The organism is Rosettibacter sp. KY25 (assembly GCF_057554405.1).
Window position 1 is genome coordinate 1 of record NZ_BAAJAO010000029.1, and the last position, 23821, is coordinate 23821.

Here is a 23821-nt window from a genome sequence, read left to right on the forward strand (position 1 = left end):
TGATACATTAAAATATTCTGCAACTTCCTTTATTAATTCAAAATTGATTGGTTTATTTCTTATAAAATTTTGATACCAAGGTTTGTACATTAATAACTCTGCCGCAAATTCGTTTGCATCAGCTTCTCTTCCTGTTTTTCTCTTGTTTCCATAAAATTCTTCGAAACCACAGGTGTATTTTTGTTTAATAAATTTTTTATATAATTGAAATGATTCTCGTTCATTAAAAAAATGTCCCATTTCGTGTGCTAATGTGAAGCGTTTTTGTCGTTCGTCTCTGGCTAATGAGTTTAATGTGATAATACCTGTTTCTTCATCGAAAATTATTTTCCCTTCACAATTTGTAAGTGGCTCTTCTTTTAATTTCAGATTTTCTGCATATAATATTTCTTCAAGATTTAGTTCTGATGGTGAAGTTATGTAATACTTTTCAATAATATTTTGTGCATTTTCTGTAGGATTCATCTATAGCACTAAATATTATTTTAATAACACGCAAATAAACACAGATTCTTTAGATCTTCTCTGTCACTTAGATTCTTCAGTCGAAACTTCATGTCGTTCTGAGTCCGCCAAAGGCGGACGAAGAACCTCATATAAAATTATGAAATAGTAATTAGATTCTTCGTCGTCCCGATTTTTCGGGGCTCCTCAGAATGACAATATACCAAAGTCATTCTGAATCCGCCTTAGGCGGATAAAGAATCTCTATAAAAACTATTAAAAATCATTTCAAGTCACAACGAATTTTATCGGGATGAAGCAATCTCAAATATTTTTCATTTCTCGCAAAGCAAAGTTTTCCATTGCGTCTTTTAATCTTTGCGTCTTAGCGAGAATTTACTTCTAAATTCTTCGGTCATGTCCTTCTAAGCGAAGCGAAGAATCTTTAAAACTTTGCGTTCTTGGCGGTTTCAATATTTTTGAACTAAGTTTCTCTAAATCCCAATATTCCATTATTTCATTATTCCAAACGCCTCAGTTCTCTCCATTATCATTGAACCCCTTCAGGGTTGAAATTTATTATGCACTACATTTTTTCTATTAATATTAAACCCCTTTCGGGGTTAACCTGCTACTTTCTATACGTAATCATTTACTTCTTTCCACGAAACTGCGTTTCGTGTTACAATCCACCAGTCTATTATTCCATTATTCCAAGCGCTTCTATTCTCCACATTATCATTGAATCCCTTTAGGGTTTTTCCAATTTTTTAATTATTTTAGCAGGTACACCCGCAACAACTGTATAGGGGGGAACATCTTTAGTTACAACCGCACCAGCACCAATTATAGCTCCTTCTCCAATAGTTATACCACATAAAATTGTAGCAGATGAACCAATTGATGCACCCTTTTTTATATATGTCTCAATCAATTTCCAATCTTCTTCTGTTTGCAAAGAACCATCTTCGTTAGTAGCACGGGGATATTTATCATTTATAAAAGTAACATTGTGTCCTATGAAACAATTATCCTCAATATGAACACCTTCGCAGATAAATGTATGGGAAGAAATTTTACAATTTTTCCCTATTGTTGCATTCTTTTGTATTTCAACAAATGTCCCAATTTTAGTATTATCACCTATTTTGCAACCATATAAATTTGTAAAACCAAAAATTTTTACATTTTTACCTAAAATGACATCTGAAGAAATTCTTATAAAATTATTTTCCAAATATTTTTGATTAAATTCTGTCTCACCAAATTTTAAATTATCTTCCATTATTTTATCTCCACAAATTTCCCTTTATTTTTTATTGAATAATCAGCTGCCTCAAGAATTTGAATTACTTTTAACCCATCATACCCATTTGTTAAAGGTTGTCGATTTTCTTTTATAGATGCAATAAATTCATTAACACCTAAAAATAATGCTTCAGTCTGATCTACTCTTGGAGAATACATATCTCCTATTCTATACTGTATTAATGCATTATAAATATCATCTTTGTTAGTTAAATTTACACCGCTATCATATACTTTAATTTTTTCACTGCTTTCAATATCATCAAAGACCAGCATCTTTTTTGTCCCGCCTATTAATATTTTTCTTATCTTAACAGGAGAAGTCCAATTAACATGGAAATGAGCAAAACAATTATTATCAAAGTAAACGCTGATATGAGCTACATTCTCATGTTGATAATAGTTAGCAATTCCATTAGCACAAACACCTACAACTTTTTTATTTTTTATAATGTAATTCATTATTGATAAATCATGTGCCGCTAAATCCCAGATAACATTAACATCATTCTGAAAAAGTCCAAGATTTATTCTTACAGAATCATAGTAAATAATATCTCCTAATGAATTATTTTCAACCAGTTCATGTATTTTACGCACCGCACCAGTATAAATAAAAGTATGGTCTACAAAAATTTTTAAATTTTTCTTTTCTGCTATATTAATCAAATCTTCCGCTTCTTTTGTATTTGAAGTAAATGGCTTTTCTACCCAAATATGTTTTCCATTTATCAATGCTTTCTTTGCTACTTCATAATGCATTCTTACAGGCAGAGCAATACATACAATGTCTACATTATAGCCATTTAAGATTTCCTCAAATGAATTAGTTAATTTAATACCTGGAAATCTTTGAGCTATTAATTTAAGACGTGATTCATTAATATCACATCCTATTACATCACTTATTTCTGGATTCCCAAGGAAATTTCTTATTAAATTTGGTCCCCAATATCCAAGACCAATAACACCAACTTTCATAAGCCCTCCATAATTTTTTAATTATTTTCCCCCTTTGCCAAATAAAAGAACAGGAATAGTCTTAATAATTATTTGTAAATCTAACCAAGGGTTAAAATTATTCACATAGTATAAATCCATGATAACTGAATCACAAAAATTGACATTTGACCTCCCCCATACTTGCCAGACCCCAGTACATCCTGGTAAAACTTTAACTCTTTTCTTTTGCCAGCTGTCAAAGTTTTCATATTCATAAGGTAAACAAGGTCTAGGACCCACTATGCTCATATCTCCTAACAATACATTAATTAATTGTGGAAATTCATCAATTGAATATTTTCTCAAAAGTTTTCCTATTTTTGTGATGCGTGCTTCGTTAATAATTTTTGCTCCTTCTACATTCTTGCCACTTTTTATAAATTTTATCATTTTCAATTTTCTTTCTAAATCCTCTTCCTGAACAGTCATAGTTCTAAATTTATAAAAAGTAAATTCTTTACCATCTTTGCCAATCCTTTTTTGACGATATATTACTGGACCTTTGGAAGTTAATTTTATGATTATTGAAATAATAACAAAAAATGGGGTAAGTAGTATTAATGCAATTAGAGAAATGGTGATATCTATAACTCTCTTAATAATATAATTAACCATAGGATTAATTCTTGGATAAATATCTACAAGTGGGATTCGAGAAAATTCTTCCACTTTTATTTTCTTTGGTATAATATCAAAATGCTCGGAAGTTATCCTAAGAGGTATATTACAATTATTTAGCTCATCTATTAAATTAAATAATCGGTCATAATCAATATCATCAACGGCAAGAATTATTTCATCAATTTTTGTATTACAAACAAAATTATACAACTCATCTAATGGTCCAAGACATTTAATTCCTGATACTATTGGAGTACCTTTAGCTATATTATTATCAAAGAATCCTATAATGTTAATTTTCAAAGGAAATTCAAATAATAATTTTGTTGCGAATATTTTTGCCGATTTTCCTGCTCCCACAATTACAATATTATGTTTAACAACTTCATTGTTAAATAATAATAAGTAAATTTCTCTTGCGAGAAATACTCTTATTAAAGAAAAGAATATGAAGGAAATTACGATAAAAAACAAAAAGTTAAATTTATTATTAATAATGATGTCTAGATTAAAAATAAAAGATAATACCAATAATAACATCGAAGCAATTAAAAGAGATTTAATAATATTAAGAAGATGGATTGCCTTTGTTAAAAATATATTATTCTTATAGAGAAGATTGTAATCAAATAGAAGAATTACTAAAATATTCCATATAATAAAAAGTAAAATTAAATCGATAGCATTTTCAATTGAAAGTTCTTTATATATAATTAAATAAAAAGATAAGATTGAAAGTGTAGTAATGAAAATATCTGAAAAAAGCCAAAATAATTTGTACTTTTGAATTTTCATAGTACCCTCATTTAGTTGGTGGTATACTTAGCCCTATAAAAAAAGAAAGGAACTATTTCTCAAAATATTTTTTAATTGTTTCTGTTACATAATTTATCATCACGTAACTTAGTTCAGGATACATGGGTAATGATAGACAATTATCTGCTAAATCTTCTGCTACAGGAAAATCTCCTTTTTTATACCCCAGATGCTGAAAACATGGTTGTAAATGCAAAGGTATTGGATAATGCAAGCCTGTTGATATTCCATTGGTATTTAAAAATCTTTGTAATTCGTCTCTCTTTTTAAAACTCTGCGTCTCTATAAGATTTTTAATTTTAATTACAAACAAATGATATACATGTTTAGCATAATCCATTTCTTTAGGCAAAATAATTTCATCAACATCTTTCAGAAGTTCATAATATTTTTGTGCAGCTCTTCTTCTACCCTCAGTCCATTCATTTATGTAATTCATCTTAACACCTAAAACTGCACCTTGTATCGCTTCCATCCTATAATTATGCCCATAGATTTGATGTACATATTTTTCTTCAGCTCCATGATCTCTAATCATTTTAAATTTTTTAGCGAGTTCGTCATCATTTGTCATTACAGCTCCACCCTCTCCATATGCACCAAGATTTTTGCCTGGATAAAAACTCCATGATGAGGCAATTCCTAATGTTCCAACCTTTTTCCCTTTATATTCACTTAAATGTGCTTGAGCACAATCTTCGACAAGATAAATTTTTTGCCCAGTTTTTTGATTAATGAATTCACCAGTTTTCTCTTCTCTAAAACCAGCATCTTCAAGTGCCAATTTTATACCATCTATATCAGCAGGTTGTCCGTAAAGATGAACTGCAACAATTGCTTTTGTTTTTGGTGTGATTGCAGCCGATATTTTTTCCGGATCTATATTATAACTTTCTGGATGGCAATCAACAAATACTGGCTTTGCTCCGCAAAGCGTTGCTCCCCAGACAGTAGCAATAAATGTATTGGCAGGAATAATCACTTCATCACCTGACCTTATACCAAGTGCCCATAAGACCATGTGATTACCATCTGTACCCGAGCTTACTCCATAGCAATATTTTGCATCGTGAGCTTCTGCAAATTTTTCTTCAAACTCTTTTACATATTTACCTAAAATAAATGCAGTGTTCTCAAAAATTTCATTAATTTTTGGATGAATTTCTGATTTGATTTGTTGATATTGGATTTTTAAATCAAGAAATGGAATTTGCATCTTTTATCCTATAAATTAATTAAAATTATTTTTCCAAAATCTAGCTAGTTCTTTTGGTAAGCAAAACCAAGCATTTTCAAATGACTTAAGATACCTTAAAAGTTCTTCATAATGTCTTAAATGATTTTTCTCTTTGAGATAATCTGGATGAGTCAGTGTTAATATTATGCCATGATTTTTTGCAATCCATTGAGCTTTATTTTGCCAAATTGTTATATTCTTTTGTTTTAATACATAAAATAATGTATGATCTTGTGGCAACGTATAGGGTAATTCAACAAATTTTCCTGCAATAAAGGGCCAAATTGAACCTGTCCCTCCTGGAAATGGCTGGAATGGGTCATAGTCAAAACATGATGCATCATATTCTATATCTAGTTTTTGTAACCAATTTAGATTTCTATGTACCATTGGTGAACGAAAGCCAATAGCTCCATACTTTTTTAATGCATCATTTATGAGAGGAACTCTTTCATTGAATATCTTTTCAGAATAATATAACTTACCATCGTGATTAAAACCGTGAATACCTATTTCATGGTCCGTTTCTTTAATTAAATTTATAATACCATTATCTATTGGATACTTATATGGAACAATATTCCAAGAAGATTTAAAACCATACTTTTCTTCAATATCAAGAACTTTAGGAATAAATTTAAACCCTTCAACTTCTTCAACATCATGAGTAAGAACAATAGCACAATCATAAGTTGTATTGTATTTTAGATTATTTAATACATTTTCAAATGATGACGAAAAAATTAATTTAATCAGATCATCATTAATAAAATTTTTTTTATATCTAATTTTTGAGTTAATTATTTGTTGGAATTTTATTCTAAACTTTTTTGGTAAAACAGGTCGGATAATGTTATAATATAGTTTTTGCTTATATGAAAATTTATTCTCAAAATTATTTTCAAGTAAATATTTGTTTAAAAACTCTTTTTCTAAATTAAAAGGAAATTTTATTTCTAACATATTATCCAAAATATTTATAAAATAATTCTCCAGTAATACGACAAACAAAAATTGGACTTTTTCGAATTATTGGAGCTACAATTTTTTCTTTAAAAAAAATAAATTTTTCTAATTTAGGTGATTTTGGATAATAAGAGTAATATAATGGTTCTTCTATTGTTCCCCATCCTTGTTTGAATTTTCTTAATCCTTCATTATTTAACTCTGTTCTTCCAAAATCAAATATCTCAAATCCATGTCTCTTTGCTTCTTTAATTGCTGTCCAAAGCATTAAGTTATTAGGACGATATTTTAAAAATTTCGGATTTGAAGCACTAAATTTATAAGTAAGAATTTTATCATAACCTATAAAAATACCTGCACTAATACACTTCCCCTCCAAATAAACTAAAACCACATATCCCATATCACGATAAATGATTTCATTCCACAAATGATAAAAAAACTTTTTGGGTTGGATGGGAACACCCAACTTTTTTCTAGTAAGTAAATGTAATTTATAAAATTCATTTACTGCTTCATAATTTTTCCTTATCACAAATATTAAACCGTCTCTAATAGATTTTTGAATTGGTTGTTGAATTTGAGTTTTCTTGAAACTTTTAAAAATGTCTTCTTCACTTTTATTTAATGTTAAAACATGCCTATATCCAACTAGTTTAGTTTCAAATCCATTACCTTCGTACTTATCTCTAATCTCAATTTCGACTTTTGGATTACTTTTTATTATTCCCGCTATTATTGAATCATTTTCTTCTTTTGTATTCAACAAACTCACGTAATCTGAAAAAGACAGCGAAATATATTTATTTTTCTTAACTACGAATGGTATTCCACCTTCAACTAATGACTTCTGACTGCTGGCTGCCGACTTCTCATATCTATCTTCTATTTTCTCCCCACCAACTTCACTGTTTTGACCTATTACTTTCACCTCAAGTCCATAAGTTTGTTTTAAGACTTGAAACCAAGCAGGATGATGGAAAATAGTTTTTATCATCGAGAAGTTATTTATCTTAATTAAAATGAACCCAATTCTCTATAGCATTTTAATAGTTCAATTTCTTGCTTTTCCCAGCACAAATTAGTGTTAAAATGCTCTAATGTATCTTTCCTTAAAATCTCGTATCTATTTTTATCATTATATACATCAATAATTTCATCAACCATTTCCTCAAATGAATTTGAATGAATGCCAATTCCATTAGTAGTAACCATTTGTTCTTTTAATTTAAGAGTGCAAACCGGGACACCACAACACATATAATCCATTAACTTCATTGCTGTATGCAAATTATTTTTAGGAACATTTGGCCAAGGAAGAATTCCAAAATCAAATTTTTCAATAAACTTGAAGGCTTTTTGTAATTCAATAAATCCTCTAAAAATATAGTTATCTATTAAACCAAATTCTTCAACTTTTTTTTTCAGTTTTAGCAAACCACCCCCATTTCCAATAATTTCAAATGTGTAATTAATTCCTTTATCTTTTAAGTATTTACCTAAAAGGGCAAGATTTTCATATCCCGAAGCTCCATCATCACTTATAATACCAAAGTATCCTAAAGTAAGATTTTCATTATTCCCTTTACTAATATCTGAAATTGATTTGTGTCGTATTCTATTTGAATTCCTTACGATATATATTTTTTTTGAATGATATTTTGTTTTTAATATTTCTTTGATAGAATTATTAGTTACTATAATAATATCAGACAACCGTATACTTATACTTTCGAAAAGAGAAAGAATTCTAATAATAAAAATACGAGTGAAATTATTATTACCGGTTTTGCTTCTAAAAGTCTCTACCGACAAATCATGCACATCAAAAATAAATTTTATTTTAAATAACTTGAGCCAACAGAAAGATAATAAAATAAAATCTGGTGGATTAGCAACATGAATTATTTTAATTCTTTTGGTAAAAACCAAAAATGGGACAAAAAATAAATAAATTAAAAAAGCAATTAGATATTCTAATAATAACCCTTTAATTGAAGATGACTCGTAATGCGGATGACGATAACAAAAGAATTTATTTTCAACTAATTCATAAAACTTTTCTTTTTTTTTGTTATTTTGAGGTGCTAAAACAAAAACCTGATAGCCATTATTACTTAGAGATAATGCTTCATTATAAACTCTTGCATCGCGCGGGAAGTAATCGTTTTCGACAATGAAAAGAACTTTAGTCATTATTTTCAAATTCTCTTGTTATTAACTTATATTTCCTTGTATTTGTTAAAGGCAGCGATTCAACTACTTCTATTATTATATCTATATTAATTCCTAATCCCCTTAAAATTTCATCTTTGATATAGTCAATTTCTTTTTTATTTACCTTCCTATTAGCAATACACTGAAAAATAATTGTTTCCTTCGACAATTGTTTTATATGATATCTATCCAGCCAATCTGCATTATAAATGGAAGATAAGTGATTAAAAAAGGCCCCATGTATATGCCTACCATCTGGTAAAATAATATAATCTCTACTTCTACCTATAAGATTTTTAATTAACTTCAACCCTCTACCACAAGAACATTTTTCACTGGATAAAGAACCAATATCTCCAGTATCATAACGTATTAAAGGAAAACATTTATTATTAAGGCTTGTTACAATTATTCTACCAATTTTGCCTTCTTCCAAATTATTTCCGTAATCATCTACAATTTCTACAAAACAATTCTGCATCCCATAATGAAAACCATTATGGTTTTTACATTCAAATGAAATTAGACCACTTTCGGGATTCCCATATATATCTATTACTTTAATACCAAAGACTTTTTCAATTAATTCTCTTTGTTGTGGAAATAACATATCTGATGATGAAAAAACGCCTTTTAAATATGAAAAATCTAGTTTTTCCTCTCGAACCGTTTTAGCAAAATCGTATAGTGCAGATGAATACCCATAAATATATTTTATTCTTTCTCTCTGAATTTTTTTAAGATAATTAATAAATCTTTCTTTACTAAGATGATAAGATGGTAATAATAGTGAATTTAATAAATAAGAGTAAACTAATTGTTTAATGCTCTTACTATTTGGATGTAAAGCTCCCCCTGAAAATGTAGCATACCTATCCCCAAGTTCATAACCTGCTTGATTCCAAGCTATGAAATTTAATGCTCGCAAATAGGAGTGAGCTAACCCAGAATGATAAATTGTAAATGGTTCACCCGTTGAACCGGATGTTCTTGTAATACGAGGGTAGTGTTTATCAAAATCACTAGATTTTATATCATTAAAATTTTTTGTTATGATTTTTTTAGTTTGTATTGGGATCTTTTGAATGTCCTCAAATGAATTAAATTTATTGATTTTGAAGTCGTTATCTGTAAAGAGTTTATTATAATACTTGGTTTTTTTATAAGCATGGTTTAATAAATCATATAACTTATTAAATTGAATTTCTTCTAATTTTGATCTATCTAACCATTGTTCTTCTTTACAAATATTAAATAAACTGACGACTGTAGTTTTCATATACCAATCGATTATTCTAAATTTAGCCTTATTCAACATATTCTATCCTGTTAATATCTTTGTAAATAGTTTCAACAACTTTTTCCCATGAAACGTTTAATAGTATTTCATTATAAATCTTTTTCTTATTTTCAATGTTTTCTTTCAACGCCAAATCAAGATAATTAAGAAATTCTTCCCTCGTTTTAGCTAAATAAACAATATTTCCAAATCTTTCTTTTACCTCAGGTATATCAACACTAACAACAGGCTTACCTAAGGCAAAATATTCTAATAATTTTAATGGACTTGAGTTTTTTATCCATTCCCTTATTATCCAAAACATTATCGCTACATCAAATTGTTTCCCATAAAAAGGTATTAAATTATATGGTACTTTACCAAGAAAAAAAATGTTCTTCCTTTTCTCTAATTCTGGAATAGAGATTAATTTTTCCCCTATAAAAACAAAATTATATTCTGGCCTCAGTTCCGAACAATAATCTATAATATTCCAATCATTAGAATCCGTTAGAGTTCCATAATAACCTATTATCGGATGCTTTATATTTTTCATATTTTCAGGAATAAATTCTTCCTTAATTTGAAAATGGGAAATATCCACAGCATGGGGTAAATAATTAATTATAAAACCCTTTTTTTTCACATTTTCACAAATCTGTAATGATGCTCCATAAACAAGTTTTGAGATTAATAATAACCTTCGATCCAATTCTTCTAAGTATTTTGTATTTTTAAGTTCACGAAAGGATATATACATATCAGAATAATAGTAAATTACAAATGCTTTATTTAATTTTTTATCTAAAATTCCAAATGATGGAGATGAAATGAAGTAATATTTACATTTTATACCCACTAAAAATGCTATGCACTTAATCTGAAACCATAAAAAATATGCATTAAATCTATTCATTATTTTATTATATACTGGTAATGTGAGAGGTGATAAAACATAAAAATTTTTTTCAGGCTTACGGAAATATCTTAAGTAACTTTTCAATTTTCTAATGATTAACTGCCAACCTTTCTTTCGTTTTAATGATGGAAATCTATGCCCTATTGAATTTACCCATAAAACTTTCCCATTTTTTGAAAATTCTTTGGCTATATGATACCTAGAGTGAGGATTACTATTCCAATAATCATCCCCAGCCAAACAGATCCAATCTTTATTTATTTGCATATCTTTTATAAATTATTTCTAAGTTACCGAACTCAATATTTGGTAAGCTCATACACCAATCTAAAAATTCTTCGACTAATTTTATCTTTTCTATGGAATTATGATATCTATGGTGTAAAAGTACCCCAATTGTTTTTTGATTTTCATATTTTTGGAATTCTTTTATTAATTCATCGAATGTTAACATTTTACAGTTGGAGAATTCATCATAATATTTTTCAATGAAACTTATGTTCATATCTATTTCAAATAGATTTGTTCCGGGATAATAATTCAAATTCCAAGAAACATGATGATTAAACAAATAACCTTTTTTAAGAATGTGTCCAATTTTATAAAAAATTCGTCTAGTTAATTTTATATTAAAATGAGAATTAATAACTTTAAAATTACAATCATTGACAGCTTTTATAGCATCCAGATTATATGTTCCATATGGAAAATTAAACGCAGGGAACCATAAATTCCCAAAATATTTATCCATTAATTCTTTACCTGCTTTTATATCCTTTAATTGTTCTTCATAGTTTCTTTGGCCACCAAATTCACCCTTTTTTATTTTATTCTTATGTCTATGGTCATAGCCATGCTGCATAATTTCGATTAGTGTAGGATATTTTTGTTTTACATCAATAAGCCAATTAACAACATCTTGGGTAATATTTGCTGGTTCAACTGCGTGCGTTATAGGAATATTGCGTTCAACAAATAAATCAGTAATTTCAATTAGTGATTTATCCATCTTGTTTCTTAAATCGTCATTTCGGAAAAAAATAATCATTTATTTACCTTTTTTGTTATAATGATTATTCGCGGTGCAATACATTTTATATTTAACCAACGGAATATTATCTCAAATGGGTATAAAATCAGCAATATCTTTGAATCTGAATTAACTCTTCCTGGTAACCAAGCATAAGTTTTAGTTTTTAACAACAAGAAACCTTTCTTTTGAAGTAAATTTTTAATTCTTGAATATGTCTGGAAGTAATAATCTGGGGTCTCTGATTTTCGGATTTGGGGAATAACTTTTTGATAATATTCTTGTAAGAATATTTGGGCATAAAATTAAAAATAAAAATTCCGTTTACACTCAAAACTTTTCTTACTTCTTCTAAAAAATCTGAAAACTTTGCACCTATTAATAATGGAACATCCAAACAATAAATAATATCATATTTTTCCCCTAATGAGGAGATTTCAAGACCTGATAACCTGTGGCAAATGATATTATTGTTACGTGCTTTTATTAAAGCTGCTTCATCAATATCTACCAATTCAATTGAAAATCCTTTTTTCTGAATTTGTGAGGCATGAATACCTGTCCCCCCCCCCCCCCCACACATCTAAAATTTTTGATTCTATGCTAAGTTGCTTTAAAATACATTCAATTTCAAAATCAACCATGAATTTACCCATAATAGTTGAATCATATCTTTCATCCCAGTTGGAGCCATAACGTGTAAAATTTTTATTTTTTATATAAAAATACATATGTAATTTGTTTACAATTCGTAAAACCGAAAAAACTTTTAAATTTATCGAAAACAAAAGAACATTTTATTCTTTTAGGACAATAACGAATAATAAACATTGCAAATTTCATTTGAAATTTTTTCCCAATTAAAATTAGATTTAGCAAATTCTAAAGCTTCATTGCTGTATTTTTCGTAAATATCAGGATTATCTATTAGGAAATCTATTTTTTCTGCAATATCAGCTGAATTTTTGGGGCTTACCAACATGATAAAATCCTTATTGAAATCCGATATCCCTTCATCGTAACATCCAATAACGGGTAAACCCATACTCATAGCTTCTAAATAGACCACACCTAATGCTTCATTCCAACTTGGCATTACTAAAAGATTAAAATTTGGCAACAGATTTAATACTTCATCATGCTTCATTCGACCTAAAAATTTTATTTTATCTTTTAAATCTAATTTTTCAATTAGCAATTCTAAGTTACTTTTCTCTTCTCCGTCACCTATTACAGTTACTTCTATTTTACTAGAATATTTTGATAATTTTATCGCTTTAATTAAATATTCAGTCCCTTTTCTTTTTATTAAATGACCAATAAAAACAATTTTAAACTTTTCATCAATGATTTTTTTGCACTTGCCAAATTTATTTACTCCAAAATATATTACAGAAACGTTTGAAACACCTATAAATTTAATTATATTATTTCTTGTTTTATAACTATTTGCAATTATATGATCTGCATTTTTATACACAATGTTTATTAATTCTTTTTCTATGGATGGTAAGTTGTTAAAATAAAAAATATCTCTTCCATGAGAATGCATGATATAAGGAATTCCTAATATCTGTTTTATTTTTTTTGCAATGTATCCTTCAATAAGTCCATGTGCATGAATAATATTAATTTTATTATTTATAATATAATTAATAATTTTCCATTTGTTCATTTTCCATGCGAAATAACAATTTAACCAATTTAGTTTTTTAATTCCAAATGCAGGAATATAAAACATTCTTATTACATTTATATCTTTGTTAAGATAGAAATCTTTCTTAAAATACATATGAAATTTTTTATTCGATATTTTAAGATTTTCAAATAATGACTTCGAAATTACTTTGGTTGGAACTAATACAAAAATATCTTTGTCACAAAATTTATTAATATTTATTACTATATCTTCAATAAAAGAATAGGCTGAATTATGAATAATATTAGGTAAGTCTGGTGCTATATGCAAAACTTTCAATTTATTATAAGTTATAAATTATGTGATATGTTTTTATTTATTTAATCATTTTTTTTTTGCGATTACTAAAATATGAGAATAATATATATAAGGAATATTTTTACTATTATTAATTAAATCTAAAACATTTTTATTTTTTTTATCTCTAAAAAAGTTATAAATTATAACAAGAATTTGTGAAATGTGTATGTAAAATAAAATAATTGGCGATAATATTATCTTTAATAATTTCATTTTAACTGTTTTCATTAATAAATAATTTACTTCCAAAAGCAATGTTGTGAATTCATCGGTTACGATTATTATTTCTTCTAATTCAAAATTATTTTTAGTTAACAAATATTTTAATCCAAAGTGTGTATATCTGAAATAATCTATAGGTTCTTCATGAGTATGCCAAATAAAATTTGTGGTTAAAATAAGATTTCCGTCTTTTTTTAATAATCTATTAATTTCTTTTATAGCAAGTTCAGGTTCATTAAGATGTTCCAAAACTTGTATTAATAAAATAGTATCGGCATATTCATTATTTAATGGTATTTCATAGATGTTAGAAATAATATCTACATTTTTAATATTATGAAAAGAATCACTATAATCTATTCCAATAAAATTTTTATCCTTAAAATATTTTTTGTATTTATTTTCACCACAACCTAAATCTAGTATTATACTACCAGAATATTTTTTTAAATATTTTAAAACATATTTTTTTGTTATTAAATTAATTGCCCATCTATGATTAAATAACTTATTAGAAATGAAATAATATATAATTTTAATAAAATATTTTAAAAGTTTTTTTATTCTATTATAATTATTTTTCGATATGATTTTACCTTTATATTTTAGTGATACTTTTAAACCTTCTAAAGGAGATAAATAAAAACCCTGATAAACTGACTTGCTTAATTTATGCACTCTAAACTTTGCTAATGGTCTTTTAGCGTAATGTCCTTTAGATATTTTTAATAATTTAATAAAAAGATCATAATCCATAACTTGATGTAAATTCTCGTCCAAACCATCTACTTTGTCCCAAAATTCCTTTCGATAAAATGATCCTGGCTGAGGTACCCTCTGATCTACATTTAATAAATATTCTACAGAAAGTTCATTAAATTTCACATATTTAATCTCATGATCATATTCATCAATATATATTAAATCACCATAAACAATACCTATATTTTTATCTTTATTAAAAACATTTACAATATATTCAATAGTATCTCTGCAAAATAGATCATCAGAACCTATCCAAGTTACTATTTGACCTTTTGCTTTTCTTATACCTTTATTTATTGCATTACTTTGGCCTCTATCTTTTTCACTTATCCAATAGCTAATTTTTTCTCTAAATCTTTTTATAATATCCAAGGTTTTATCTTTTGAACCACCATCAATTACAATTATTTCAATATTTTTATAAGTTTGATTAATAATAGATTGTAATGTTTTTTCCAAAAATTTATACGAGTTATAGGTTGGAATAACTATTGAAACCAATGGTTCAAATTTCATATAATTGTAAATTAAATTATATTTAATATTAATAAAGAAATTAAGAATGATATTTTGAAAATTTCTTCTATCAGATTAGGGCTTATAAATGCAATAATAAATATCTCGCATAAAAGAGTGATAACTATTGCCCAAACTTTACTATCCATTTTTTTGTATAATTTAATTTTATACAAATAAAATATTGGATAAATAAATAACAACAAAAAAAGTGCTGTTCCCCCAAATCCCATACTGGCAATAAATCCACCCCAAGATTGATCACCTACTAAAATTGTACCCGTTTTATCCCATCTTCTAATAAATAGATCAGGGTAATATTTTGATGAAAGATCTTCTCTCATAAAGCCAAGACCAAAAATTGGATTGACGCTCATTGTTTTTTCAAGCCGACTAGTAATTATATCTGCCCTTAATTCAAAATTGTTTACCTCATAAATAGAACCAGCCAACATTACTTCATCAATTCTGTTTTTGAAATATTCATACTGTTTTGGAAAAATCACATTAGTTAAAATAAAAGCAGTAAATATTAGTACAACAAAACTCAACACATCTTTGGTTAATTTTAATCGCACCCTAAATATTAATATACGTATCAAGAATGATGATATCACGATTACAATTGCAGCTATCAATAAAGTTCTTGTATAAACTAATAGCACATTAGCTAATAATATTGAAATTATTATTAACTTGTAAAAATTTAGTTTTTCAGCCAATAACATTCGTGATAACACAAAGAATAAAAAGATTGGGAATGCATAAAAGTTTCTATAAATTAATGTGCCATAATAAACATCTTCTTGATATGATCTTACTGCGAATAAAGTTATACCAAAACCAAAATTAAGAATATACATAATAGCTAAAATTAAAGTTATAACATCAACATATTTAAGGAGTTTGTCTATACCTGTTTTTTCAACGCGCAAAATAATATTAATGAAAAGAGGAATACTTGCGTATCTAAAAAATATTCTGAATACTTTAAAGGAAGAGATAAAATTTCCATACAATATAACAGAAAGTAAAAAATTTAAAATTATAAAAGCAATGAATAAAAATATAATTTTTTTATAAACTTTTAGAAATTTATTTTTATGTAAAATTGGTGTGTAATTATAATAGAAGTAAAGAAAAATTAATGTAATAACAATTAATACAAAGTCATCTTGCTGTAACACACCTTCAATTGAAAAAAATGAGTAAGGTAAAAATCCGAAAAAATTAGTTGAGATTACGAATGGAATTAATAACAACAACTCAGGTTTTTTTTTAGCGAATATTATTATTTTAAAAAAGAATAAAATTATAATTGTTAGTATGATATATGTTAACATAATAATAGTTATTTAATAACTTTTTCAATAAGATTTTTTAATTTTCTCCCTGCCGCATTCTAATTCAAAACCTCTTCGTATCTTTCTCGGGAGTATAGGCAAAGCGTTTCATTATTTCCACTCTGTATAATTTTAATAATTTTTTCTGCAAACTCTTTACCACTTGCTTATAAAGGTAATAAATATCCATTTATACCATCTTTAACAATTGTTGGAATCCCACCCATTATTGTTGTAAGAACCGGTAATCCAAATGCTGCTGCTTCACAAAATACAACACCATAATATTCCTTTCTGGAAGGCATTATAAAAAAATTAGATTCTAAATATAACTATCATAAAATTTCCTTATCTTCATTTTTATTCTTATCCAGAAAAGGAATGACATTAAGTTTTTTACTACTATAATTTTGAAGAGGTATACAACCGACGACGGTTAGATTTGTATCAATACCAAGATTATTCAATTCAATCATTTTATCAAAAGCAATTTCTCCGCTTTTTTTGCTCAATCTTTACCTATAAAAAGTAATTTTATGGGTCCTTTAATTTCGTGCTTTAATTCACTTCTATTTGGTATCTCATTAATATTAGCACCAAATGGAATTACTTTTACCTTTTCTTCAGGTACTTTGTAATAATCAATTGCAGACTTTGCCGCCCATTCTGAAGAATATATTGCTAAAGAAGAAATATTTAAAGCTAGCTTCTCCATTCTGTCTACATTTAGAATACTTAGACTTGATACATTGTTAAAATAATATCCAATCATAACATAAAAATTTACATCTGTCCAAAATAATTTTTGAATTTTTGTTTCTAAATAAGCTATTGGTATTGTACCTGGAGTAAGAATTATATCGAAGTTTTTCCCCTTAAGTTGTCTTGTAACTTACTCAGCATAATATCTTTCTATACTTTCTGTTCTCTCTTCATAGAAGTGTTTTTTCAATTAATTTCCAATAACCCTTTTTAAAATAATTCTTCAAATATTTTTTATTTTTATATTTCCAATAGATTCAACCTCACCAACATATTTTTTTAATGTATCAACGATGTAATAACCTAAACCCGACCAATTATTAACATTTGTGCTATAATAAGTTGTTACATATGCAATTTTTAATTTTTTCATACTTTTTTGAAAATTATATTAATTATAAATTCTAACAAGTGTTTTTGCTACTAGGTTGTTATTTCCAAAATACCTTTTTATATCTTCAAGTTTAATAAGATTAAAAATTTTGTATAGCGGCACGGTCAAAAACACCAAAAGTATTGGTATTATTATTATTAAAATATTGTGCCCGCCTAGAAGTATCTTGATAATAAAACCAGAGGCAAGTAAAATAATAAACACTATAAATAACTTAATTACTTGCGAAATAGAATCGAATATTAAACTATTCAAATATTTTTTCTGGTAATAAAGAGAAAGAATAAATGAACTCATAATTGCCGCAACATTTCCTATTATTAAAGCATAATAACCAAAATAATGAACACTGAGGAAAAAGAATAATGCATTAAAAATAACATTTGAAAGCTGTAGTATTATTGTTTTTTCAGCTAAATCTTTTGCCATTAAAAATTGATAATTTGGTATAACAGTACTACTGCCGATTAAATGAAAAGAAATTATAATAATTGATGTTGTTGAAATAATATCAACATTGTTACCTATCCATATTTCTATAAAAGGTTTCATTAATATTATTGTAAGCACAATAATAGGTATAATTACTAAAAAAGTTTTTTGCTCCAAATCGTGAACATACTTTCTTATGACTGTTTTATCTTTTTGTTCTGATATAAATGGAAAAAGAGGATAAAATATTTTTGCGATAAAACCCCAGAGCTGGCCTCTCAGTCTAAGTGCTATATCATAATAACCTACTTCTGTGACGCCAATAAAATTAGAAACCAAAATTTTCGTAAATGGCTCATAAAAAAAACCAATCAAACCGCTTGTATATATTTTAATTCCATAATTAATCTGCTTCTTAGCTGATTTAAAAAAGTTTTCAGATACACCTTTTAATGAAATTGTTCCCCATACATTTATTGCACTAAATATTGTGATAACAAACCATATAAAAGCCGATATAAATATTGCCTTTCCAATTGCAGGAAGACTCTTCCCTGAATATAAAAATACCAATATTAAACCCCAATAAAGCAGATTGTAAAGGATTTGTTGTATACTAGTAAGATAAATCTTTTGAAGTGCGTCGAGAACTGATTTAAATATCTGACCAGTAAATAAGAAAAAATTAGCCCAGATCACCCAAAAATATAACCATTTTGCTTCCCCATAAGTTTTTATTGGAATATTCAATACATTAATTAATATAAATTTATTAAATATAATAACTATTAAACTAAGCGGTAATACTAATGATATTGTTATTATAAAATTTACTATAATATCAATATTTGATTCTTTACACTTCCCCTGCCCAGCAATAAACTTTACTAAGGCATTGGTCAAGCCTAAATTTATGAATGTATTTAAATTACCAATTACCATTATCAACGCAAAAACACCATAATATTCGCTCCCCAGCATTTTTATAAATATAGGGACAGCCCAAAAGACTAATACAAGATTTAATAGTGTTTGAATTATACCGAAAATTGAATTTTTAACTAGTAATTTTTTCATTATAAGATTTGATTTCTCTATACTTAAAAATTCTTGATGATATTTCAACTTAAATGGTATATGAAATTAAATCTTTAGTGACAGCAGCTCCTCCCCCTATAACCGCTTCCCCACCAATAGTGACCCACTGGATTTATTACAACGTTTGAACCAATCCACACATCATCTTCAAATAATAACTGGTTTTGCAATTACAGGTGCAAAACGAATTGTTTCATAAGTATAGTCGTGTGTTAGTGAAGTAATTGCAGTATGGGCTGCAATCATTACACTGTTACCAATTTTCACTCCACCGTGTCCCCAGATATGAACAAAGGAAACAATTGAAACATCATTACCGATTTCTATTCCATGTTTCCCCTCAAAAACAACAGGGAAATTTATATATATCCTTTTTCTCACCTTTTTACAACCAAGTAGAAAAATATTAATTTTAATTCTGTGTAAACAATTTTTTATTTTATTAAATATGAATTTTTTTATAAAGGCAGCATTTAATTTTTTATTCATAATTTAATAAGTTATATATTTTAGAAAATATTTCTTCATCTATCAAATAACCATGATTACCAATAAAAAAGCCATTAGAATGGAGATAATTTGCGTTGAATAAATCTCCTTTTGCTTCATAATTAAAGTATTTAATACAAGGGTTTTTTAAGAAATTACCCGCTACTATTGGTCTTACTTCTATGCCATTTTGTATAAATCGCTTTATAATATTATCTCTTTTATTTTCTAATCGGTTTTTAAGTATGATGGAAAAACCAAACCATGAACTACTTCCAATTTCTTTTTGTATTAGAATATTCTCATTATTCCCAAAAATTTTTCTAAATGATGCAGCATTTATTCTTCTGTTTTCTACTAAACTCGACAGTTTTTGTAATTGCTTAAGCCCAACTGCAGCTTCGATTTCCAAAGGTCTTAAATTATAACCTGGCAAAATAAAATTGAACATCTCGTAAAATTCATTATCACTTTTTTTATAAATCTTACTATTTATAGGTAAATTTCTAGTCCAACCATGTGCTCTTAAACTAAGCATTATATGATATAATTCTTCATCATTTGTAATTGCAACTCCTCCCTCCATAGTACTAATATGGTGTGAATAAAATAAAGAAAATGTGCCAATAATTCCGAATGTCCCTGTGTATTTACCATTGTATTTTGCTCCCATAGCCTCACAATTATCTTCAATAAGAAGTAAGTTATATTTATTAATTATTTTAATAAGTTCATCAAAATCATTAGGGTTTCCTAATAAGTTTACAGCGAATATTGCTTTTGTTTTTTCTGTTATTGCTTGCTCAATTTTTTTTAAATCAACATTTAGTGTATTAATATCAATATCAACAAAAATTAATTTTAATCCATACTGGTATAATGGGAAATAAGTAGTGCTCCAAGAAACAGCTGGAACAATAACCTCATCACCTTTATTCAATTTCCTAGCATAAATAAGAGAAGCGATTGCAATAAGATTTGCTGACGAACCAGAATTAACCATAATTGCAAATTTAGAGCCAAAATACTTAGCAAATTCTTTTTCGAATTCTGCAGTTTTTTCCCCCATAGTAAACTTTTTATTTTTCAGAACTTCCAAAATAGCGTCTACTTCTTCCTGTCCCCAGGTATCAGATGTTAAAGGATACTTCATAGTTTTGCTTGCTTTCATAATTGTTTAAGTACCATTCATATGTCTTTTTAATTCCAGTATAAATATCGGTTTGAGGTTTCCATCCCAAGTTAAATATCTTAGAAGAATCCATTAATTTTTTAGGCATACCATCTGGTTTAGTTTCATCATAAATGAATTCACCCTTATATTCTACTACTTCTTTAATTATTTCAGCTATTTCTTTAATAGTAAAATCATTACCATACCCTATGTTTATTGGCGTATTTTCATTATAATTATTCATTAAAAAAATTAAACCATCAGCAAGATCTTCAACAAAAAGAAATTCTCGTCTAGCCTTTCCTGTACCCCATATTGTAACATTTTTATTTCCTGAAATCTTAGCATCATGAATTCTTTTTATTAGCGCTGAAATAACATGTGAATTCTCATTTTTAAAATTATCATAAGGGCCGTATAAATTTGGGGGAATTGCAGATATAAAGTTGCAATTATATTCTTTATTATAATATTCACACAATTTTACACCAGCAATTTTAGCAATTGCATAACCTTCATTAGTTGGTTCTAAATAACCTGATAATAAATATTCTTCTTTCATAGGTTGTGGACAATTTCTAGGATAAATACAAGAACTTCCTAAAAATAATAGTTTTTTTACTTTAATAATTTTAGCCGCTTCTATAACATTAGCAGCAATCATTAGATTATCATATAAAAATTGTGCGGGATATTTAATATTTGCTAATATACCACCTACCCTGCCTGCTATTAAAAATATTATATCTGGTTTATTTTCGCTCAAAAAATCAAATGTTTCTTTTTGTTTTCTTAGATCCAATTTATCACTGGAAACATAAACAAGATTATTATATCCAAGGGCAATTAATTTTTTTAATATAACTTGCCCCACCATTCCAGTATGTCCAGCAATATAAATTTTATCATCAAAATTCATTAAAGTACTCTATCATTTATTAATGATTTTTCATATTTAATCCAATTTAATTCTTTCTCTTTTAATAAATTAATACCTTCACCAATTGGTTTTAATCCAACTCTTAAAAGATCAAAATCCACCATAATTTTAATTAAATCATAAAAATTATATCTTGGGCTCCAATTAAGAATTTTCTTAGCTTTAGATATATCAGCTTGAAGTATATCTACCTCAGTTGGTCTAAAATAATTTTTATCAATTTTTATTAAAACCTGACCTTTTTTCAAATGCGTATTTAGATCATTTTTATCTATATTTTTTATTAAACCAACTTCGTTAATGCCACTTCCTTCCCATATAATTTCAATACCACAATATTTAAATGCATTTTCTACAAATTCTCTTACCGTATGACATATGCCTGTCCCAATCACAAAATCATCAGCTAAACTTTCTTGTAATATTTTCCACATCACTTCTACATATTCAGGGGCAAAACCCCAATCTCTTATAGCATTTAAATTCCCTAAATACAACACTTTCTGTTTATTTGATAATATATTTGCTAATGCTCTTGTTATTTTTCGTGTCACAAAAGTCTCGCCTCTTCTTGGACTTTCATGATTAAAAAGTATCCCGTTTGAAATAAATAAATTATAACCTTCCCTGTAATTTTTTGTCATCCAAAATGAATATACTTTTGCACAGGCATACGGACTTCTTGGAGCAAATGGTGTTTTCTCTGACTGCGGTGGTGGTGAATTTCCAAACATTTCAGAAGACGATGCTTGGTATAATTTAATCGGTTTGTCTATTCTTCTAATGGCTTCCAAAATTCTAATAGTCCCCATTGCATCAATTTCTGCTGTGTATTCTGGTATTTCAAAACTAACTTTAACATGTGATTGAGCAGCTAAATTATAAATTTCATCTGGTTTTATATGATTAATAAGATTTACAATTTGTTCACCACTTGCTAAATCACCATAATATAGATATAATTTATTATTTTTTTCATGAGGATCTATAAATATATGGTCTATTCTTTGAGTATTGAATGTACTTGATCTCCTTATTATTCCATGAACTTCATATCCCTTTGATAATAAGAACTCTGCCAAATAACTTCCATCTTGTCCAGTAATACCAGTTATTAATGCTTTTTTAATTTTCATTTCTTTCCTTTTAGTTATTAATTATTTAATAATATAATTATGAGTAATTTTATAAAATTTTTCACAGCTCCGCCCTGTCACTCACAGAGCTATTTATTAATTAAACTCCTATACTTGCTACTTGCCCCTTGCTACATTCTTCTGACATTAGTATCATTTCTTTATTAGCACACAGAAAAACACAGATTCTTTAGATTTTCTTTGTCATTTAGATTCTTCAGTCGAAACTTCATGTCGTTCTGAGTCCGCCAAAGGCGGACGAAGAACCTCATATAAAATTATAAAGTAATAATTAGATTCTTCGTCGCCCGCCAAAGGCGGACTCCTCAGAATGACAATATACCAAAGTCATTCTGAACTTTGAGTTCCCTGCTGTTTCAATATTTTTGTACTAAGTTTCTCAAAATCCCAATATTCCATTATTCCAAACTCTCTGTTCTCCTCATTATCATTGAACCCCTTCAGGGTTCTAAAATTTATCTTGTTTAACACTCCTATTTGAATATTAAACCACTTCGTAGTTTTTTAACCTGTAACCTGAAACCCTTTATATATTTGCACGAAACTGCGTTTCGTGTTACAATCCACCAGTCCATTATTCCCTTTTACTCTTACCTGTATTCCCACAGCATTGTCAAAACACATCCATAATTATACATTACAAAATTTTGTTCATTAAAATATTTGTCTTTTTCACATCTATAATCTTTTG

General features: G+C 27.4%; 23 protein-coding genes and 1 pseudogene. All 24 read right to left on the reverse strand.

All coding sequences use genetic code 11. The features are described 5' to 3' along the window. The coding region (locus AC27L2_RS12720; RefSeq protein WP_487212140.1) for an ImmA/IrrE family metallo-endopeptidase at positions 1 to 465 on the reverse strand (465 nt) is incomplete at its 3' end. A gap of 730 nt (positions 466 to 1195) precedes the next feature. Further along, positions 1196 to 1729: an acyltransferase gene (locus AC27L2_RS12725; protein ID WP_487212141.1), complete on the reverse strand. Its 534-nt coding sequence runs from the start codon at positions 1727 to 1729 to the stop codon at positions 1196 to 1198. Further along, complete coding sequence (locus AC27L2_RS12730; protein ID WP_487212142.1) at positions 1729 to 2733, reverse strand: Gfo/Idh/MocA family protein; 1005 nt, start codon at positions 2731 to 2733, stop codon at positions 1729 to 1731. The genes AC27L2_RS12725 and AC27L2_RS12730 overlap by 1 nt, the downstream gene beginning before the upstream one ends. Positions 2734 to 2754: 21 nt before the next feature. Next, positions 2755 to 4170: a sugar transferase gene (locus AC27L2_RS12735; protein ID WP_487212143.1), complete on the reverse strand. Its 1416-nt coding sequence runs from the start codon at positions 4168 to 4170 to the stop codon at positions 2755 to 2757. Positions 4171 to 4222: 52 nt separating this feature from the next. Then, positions 4223 to 5407, reverse strand: a complete 1185-nt coding sequence (locus tag AC27L2_RS12740; protein WP_487212144.1) for a DegT/DnrJ/EryC1/StrS family aminotransferase — start codon at positions 5405 to 5407, stop codon at positions 4223 to 4225. A 15-nt stretch (positions 5408 to 5422) separates the two neighbouring features. Continuing rightward, positions 5423 to 6391: a polysaccharide deacetylase family protein gene (locus tag AC27L2_RS12745; RefSeq protein WP_487212145.1), complete on the reverse strand. Its 969-nt coding sequence runs from the start codon at positions 6389 to 6391 to the stop codon at positions 5423 to 5425. 1 nt (position 6392) lies between these two features. Continuing rightward, entirely contained in the window at positions 6393 to 7391 is a 999-nt protein-coding gene (locus tag AC27L2_RS12750; RefSeq protein ID WP_487212146.1) for a lipid II:glycine glycyltransferase FemX, read from the reverse strand. 20 nt (positions 7392 to 7411) lie between these two features. After that, on the reverse strand, positions 7412 to 8590 hold the full coding sequence (locus AC27L2_RS12755; protein WP_487212147.1) for a glycosyltransferase: 1179 nt from the start codon (positions 8588 to 8590) through the stop codon (positions 7412 to 7414). After that, positions 8583 to 9890 (reverse strand): phenylacetate--CoA ligase family protein, encoded by a 1308-nt coding sequence (locus AC27L2_RS12760; protein WP_487212148.1) that lies wholly within the window; start codon positions 9888 to 9890, stop codon positions 8583 to 8585. The genes AC27L2_RS12755 and AC27L2_RS12760 overlap by 8 nt, the downstream gene beginning before the upstream one ends. Positions 9891 to 9918: 28 nt before the next feature. Continuing rightward, complete coding sequence (locus AC27L2_RS12765; protein ID WP_487212149.1) at positions 9919 to 11049, reverse strand: glycosyltransferase; 1131 nt, start codon at positions 11047 to 11049, stop codon at positions 9919 to 9921. A 13-nt stretch (positions 11050 to 11062) separates the two neighbouring features. Further along, entirely contained in the window at positions 11063 to 11857 is a 795-nt protein-coding gene (locus AC27L2_RS12770; RefSeq protein ID WP_487212150.1) for a DUF2334 domain-containing protein, read from the reverse strand. Positions 11858 to 12005: 148 nt separating this feature from the next. Next, positions 12006 to 12422 (reverse strand): methyltransferase domain-containing protein, encoded by a 417-nt coding sequence (locus AC27L2_RS12775; protein ID WP_487212151.1) that lies wholly within the window; start codon positions 12420 to 12422, stop codon positions 12006 to 12008. Between the two features lie 222 nt (positions 12423 to 12644). Beyond that, entirely contained in the window at positions 12645 to 13514 is an 870-nt protein-coding gene (locus AC27L2_RS12780; protein WP_487212152.1) for a glycosyltransferase family 4 protein, read from the reverse strand. A gap of 348 nt (positions 13515 to 13862) precedes the next feature. Then, positions 13863 to 15341 carry a glycosyltransferase gene (locus AC27L2_RS12785; protein WP_487212153.1) on the reverse strand — a complete coding sequence of 493 codons (1479 nt, stop codon included), beginning with the start codon at positions 15339 to 15341 and terminating at the stop codon, positions 13863 to 13865. Positions 15342 to 15352: 11 nt separating this feature from the next. After that, positions 15353 to 16360: a hypothetical protein gene (locus AC27L2_RS12790; protein ID WP_487212154.1), complete on the reverse strand. Its 1008-nt coding sequence runs from the start codon at positions 16358 to 16360 to the stop codon at positions 15353 to 15355. 491 nt (positions 16361 to 16851) lie between these two features. Beyond that, positions 16852 to 17004: pseudogene (locus AC27L2_RS12795) on the reverse strand (glycosyltransferase); the annotation flags it as partial. A 15-nt stretch (positions 17005 to 17019) separates the two neighbouring features. After that, positions 17020 to 17196 carry a hypothetical protein gene (locus AC27L2_RS12800; RefSeq protein ID WP_487212155.1) on the reverse strand — a complete coding sequence of 59 codons (177 nt, stop codon included), beginning with the start codon at positions 17194 to 17196 and terminating at the stop codon, positions 17020 to 17022. Beyond that, positions 17193 to 17399, reverse strand: a complete 207-nt coding sequence (locus tag AC27L2_RS12805; RefSeq protein ID WP_487212156.1) for a hypothetical protein — start codon at positions 17397 to 17399, stop codon at positions 17193 to 17195. The genes AC27L2_RS12800 and AC27L2_RS12805 overlap by 4 nt, the downstream gene beginning before the upstream one ends. Before the next feature lie 270 nt (positions 17400 to 17669). Continuing rightward, positions 17670 to 17819, reverse strand: coding sequence for a hypothetical protein (locus tag AC27L2_RS12810; protein WP_487212157.1), 150 nt, complete (start codon positions 17817 to 17819; stop codon positions 17670 to 17672). An 18-nt stretch (positions 17820 to 17837) separates the two neighbouring features. Then, positions 17838 to 19349, reverse strand: coding sequence for an oligosaccharide flippase family protein (locus AC27L2_RS12815; protein WP_487212158.1), 1512 nt, complete (start codon positions 19347 to 19349; stop codon positions 17838 to 17840). A gap of 168 nt (positions 19350 to 19517) precedes the next feature. Further along, positions 19518 to 19751 (reverse strand): LbetaH domain-containing protein, encoded by a 234-nt coding sequence (locus AC27L2_RS12820; protein WP_487212159.1) that lies wholly within the window; start codon positions 19749 to 19751, stop codon positions 19518 to 19520. A 100-nt stretch (positions 19752 to 19851) separates the two neighbouring features. Further along, positions 19852 to 21030 (reverse strand): DegT/DnrJ/EryC1/StrS family aminotransferase, encoded by a 1179-nt coding sequence (locus AC27L2_RS12825; protein WP_487212160.1) that lies wholly within the window; start codon positions 21028 to 21030, stop codon positions 19852 to 19854. Further along, positions 20990 to 21952, reverse strand: coding sequence for a GDP-L-fucose synthase family protein (locus AC27L2_RS12830; protein WP_487212161.1), 963 nt, complete (start codon positions 21950 to 21952; stop codon positions 20990 to 20992). Before AC27L2_RS12830 ends, AC27L2_RS12825 begins: the two co-directional genes overlap by 41 nt. Then, positions 21952 to 23103, reverse strand: a complete 1152-nt coding sequence (gene gmd, locus AC27L2_RS12835; RefSeq protein ID WP_487212162.1) for a GDP-mannose 4,6-dehydratase — start codon at positions 23101 to 23103, stop codon at positions 21952 to 21954. Before gmd ends, AC27L2_RS12830 begins: the two co-directional genes overlap by 1 nt. Positions 23104 to 23821 lie beyond the last annotated feature (718 nt).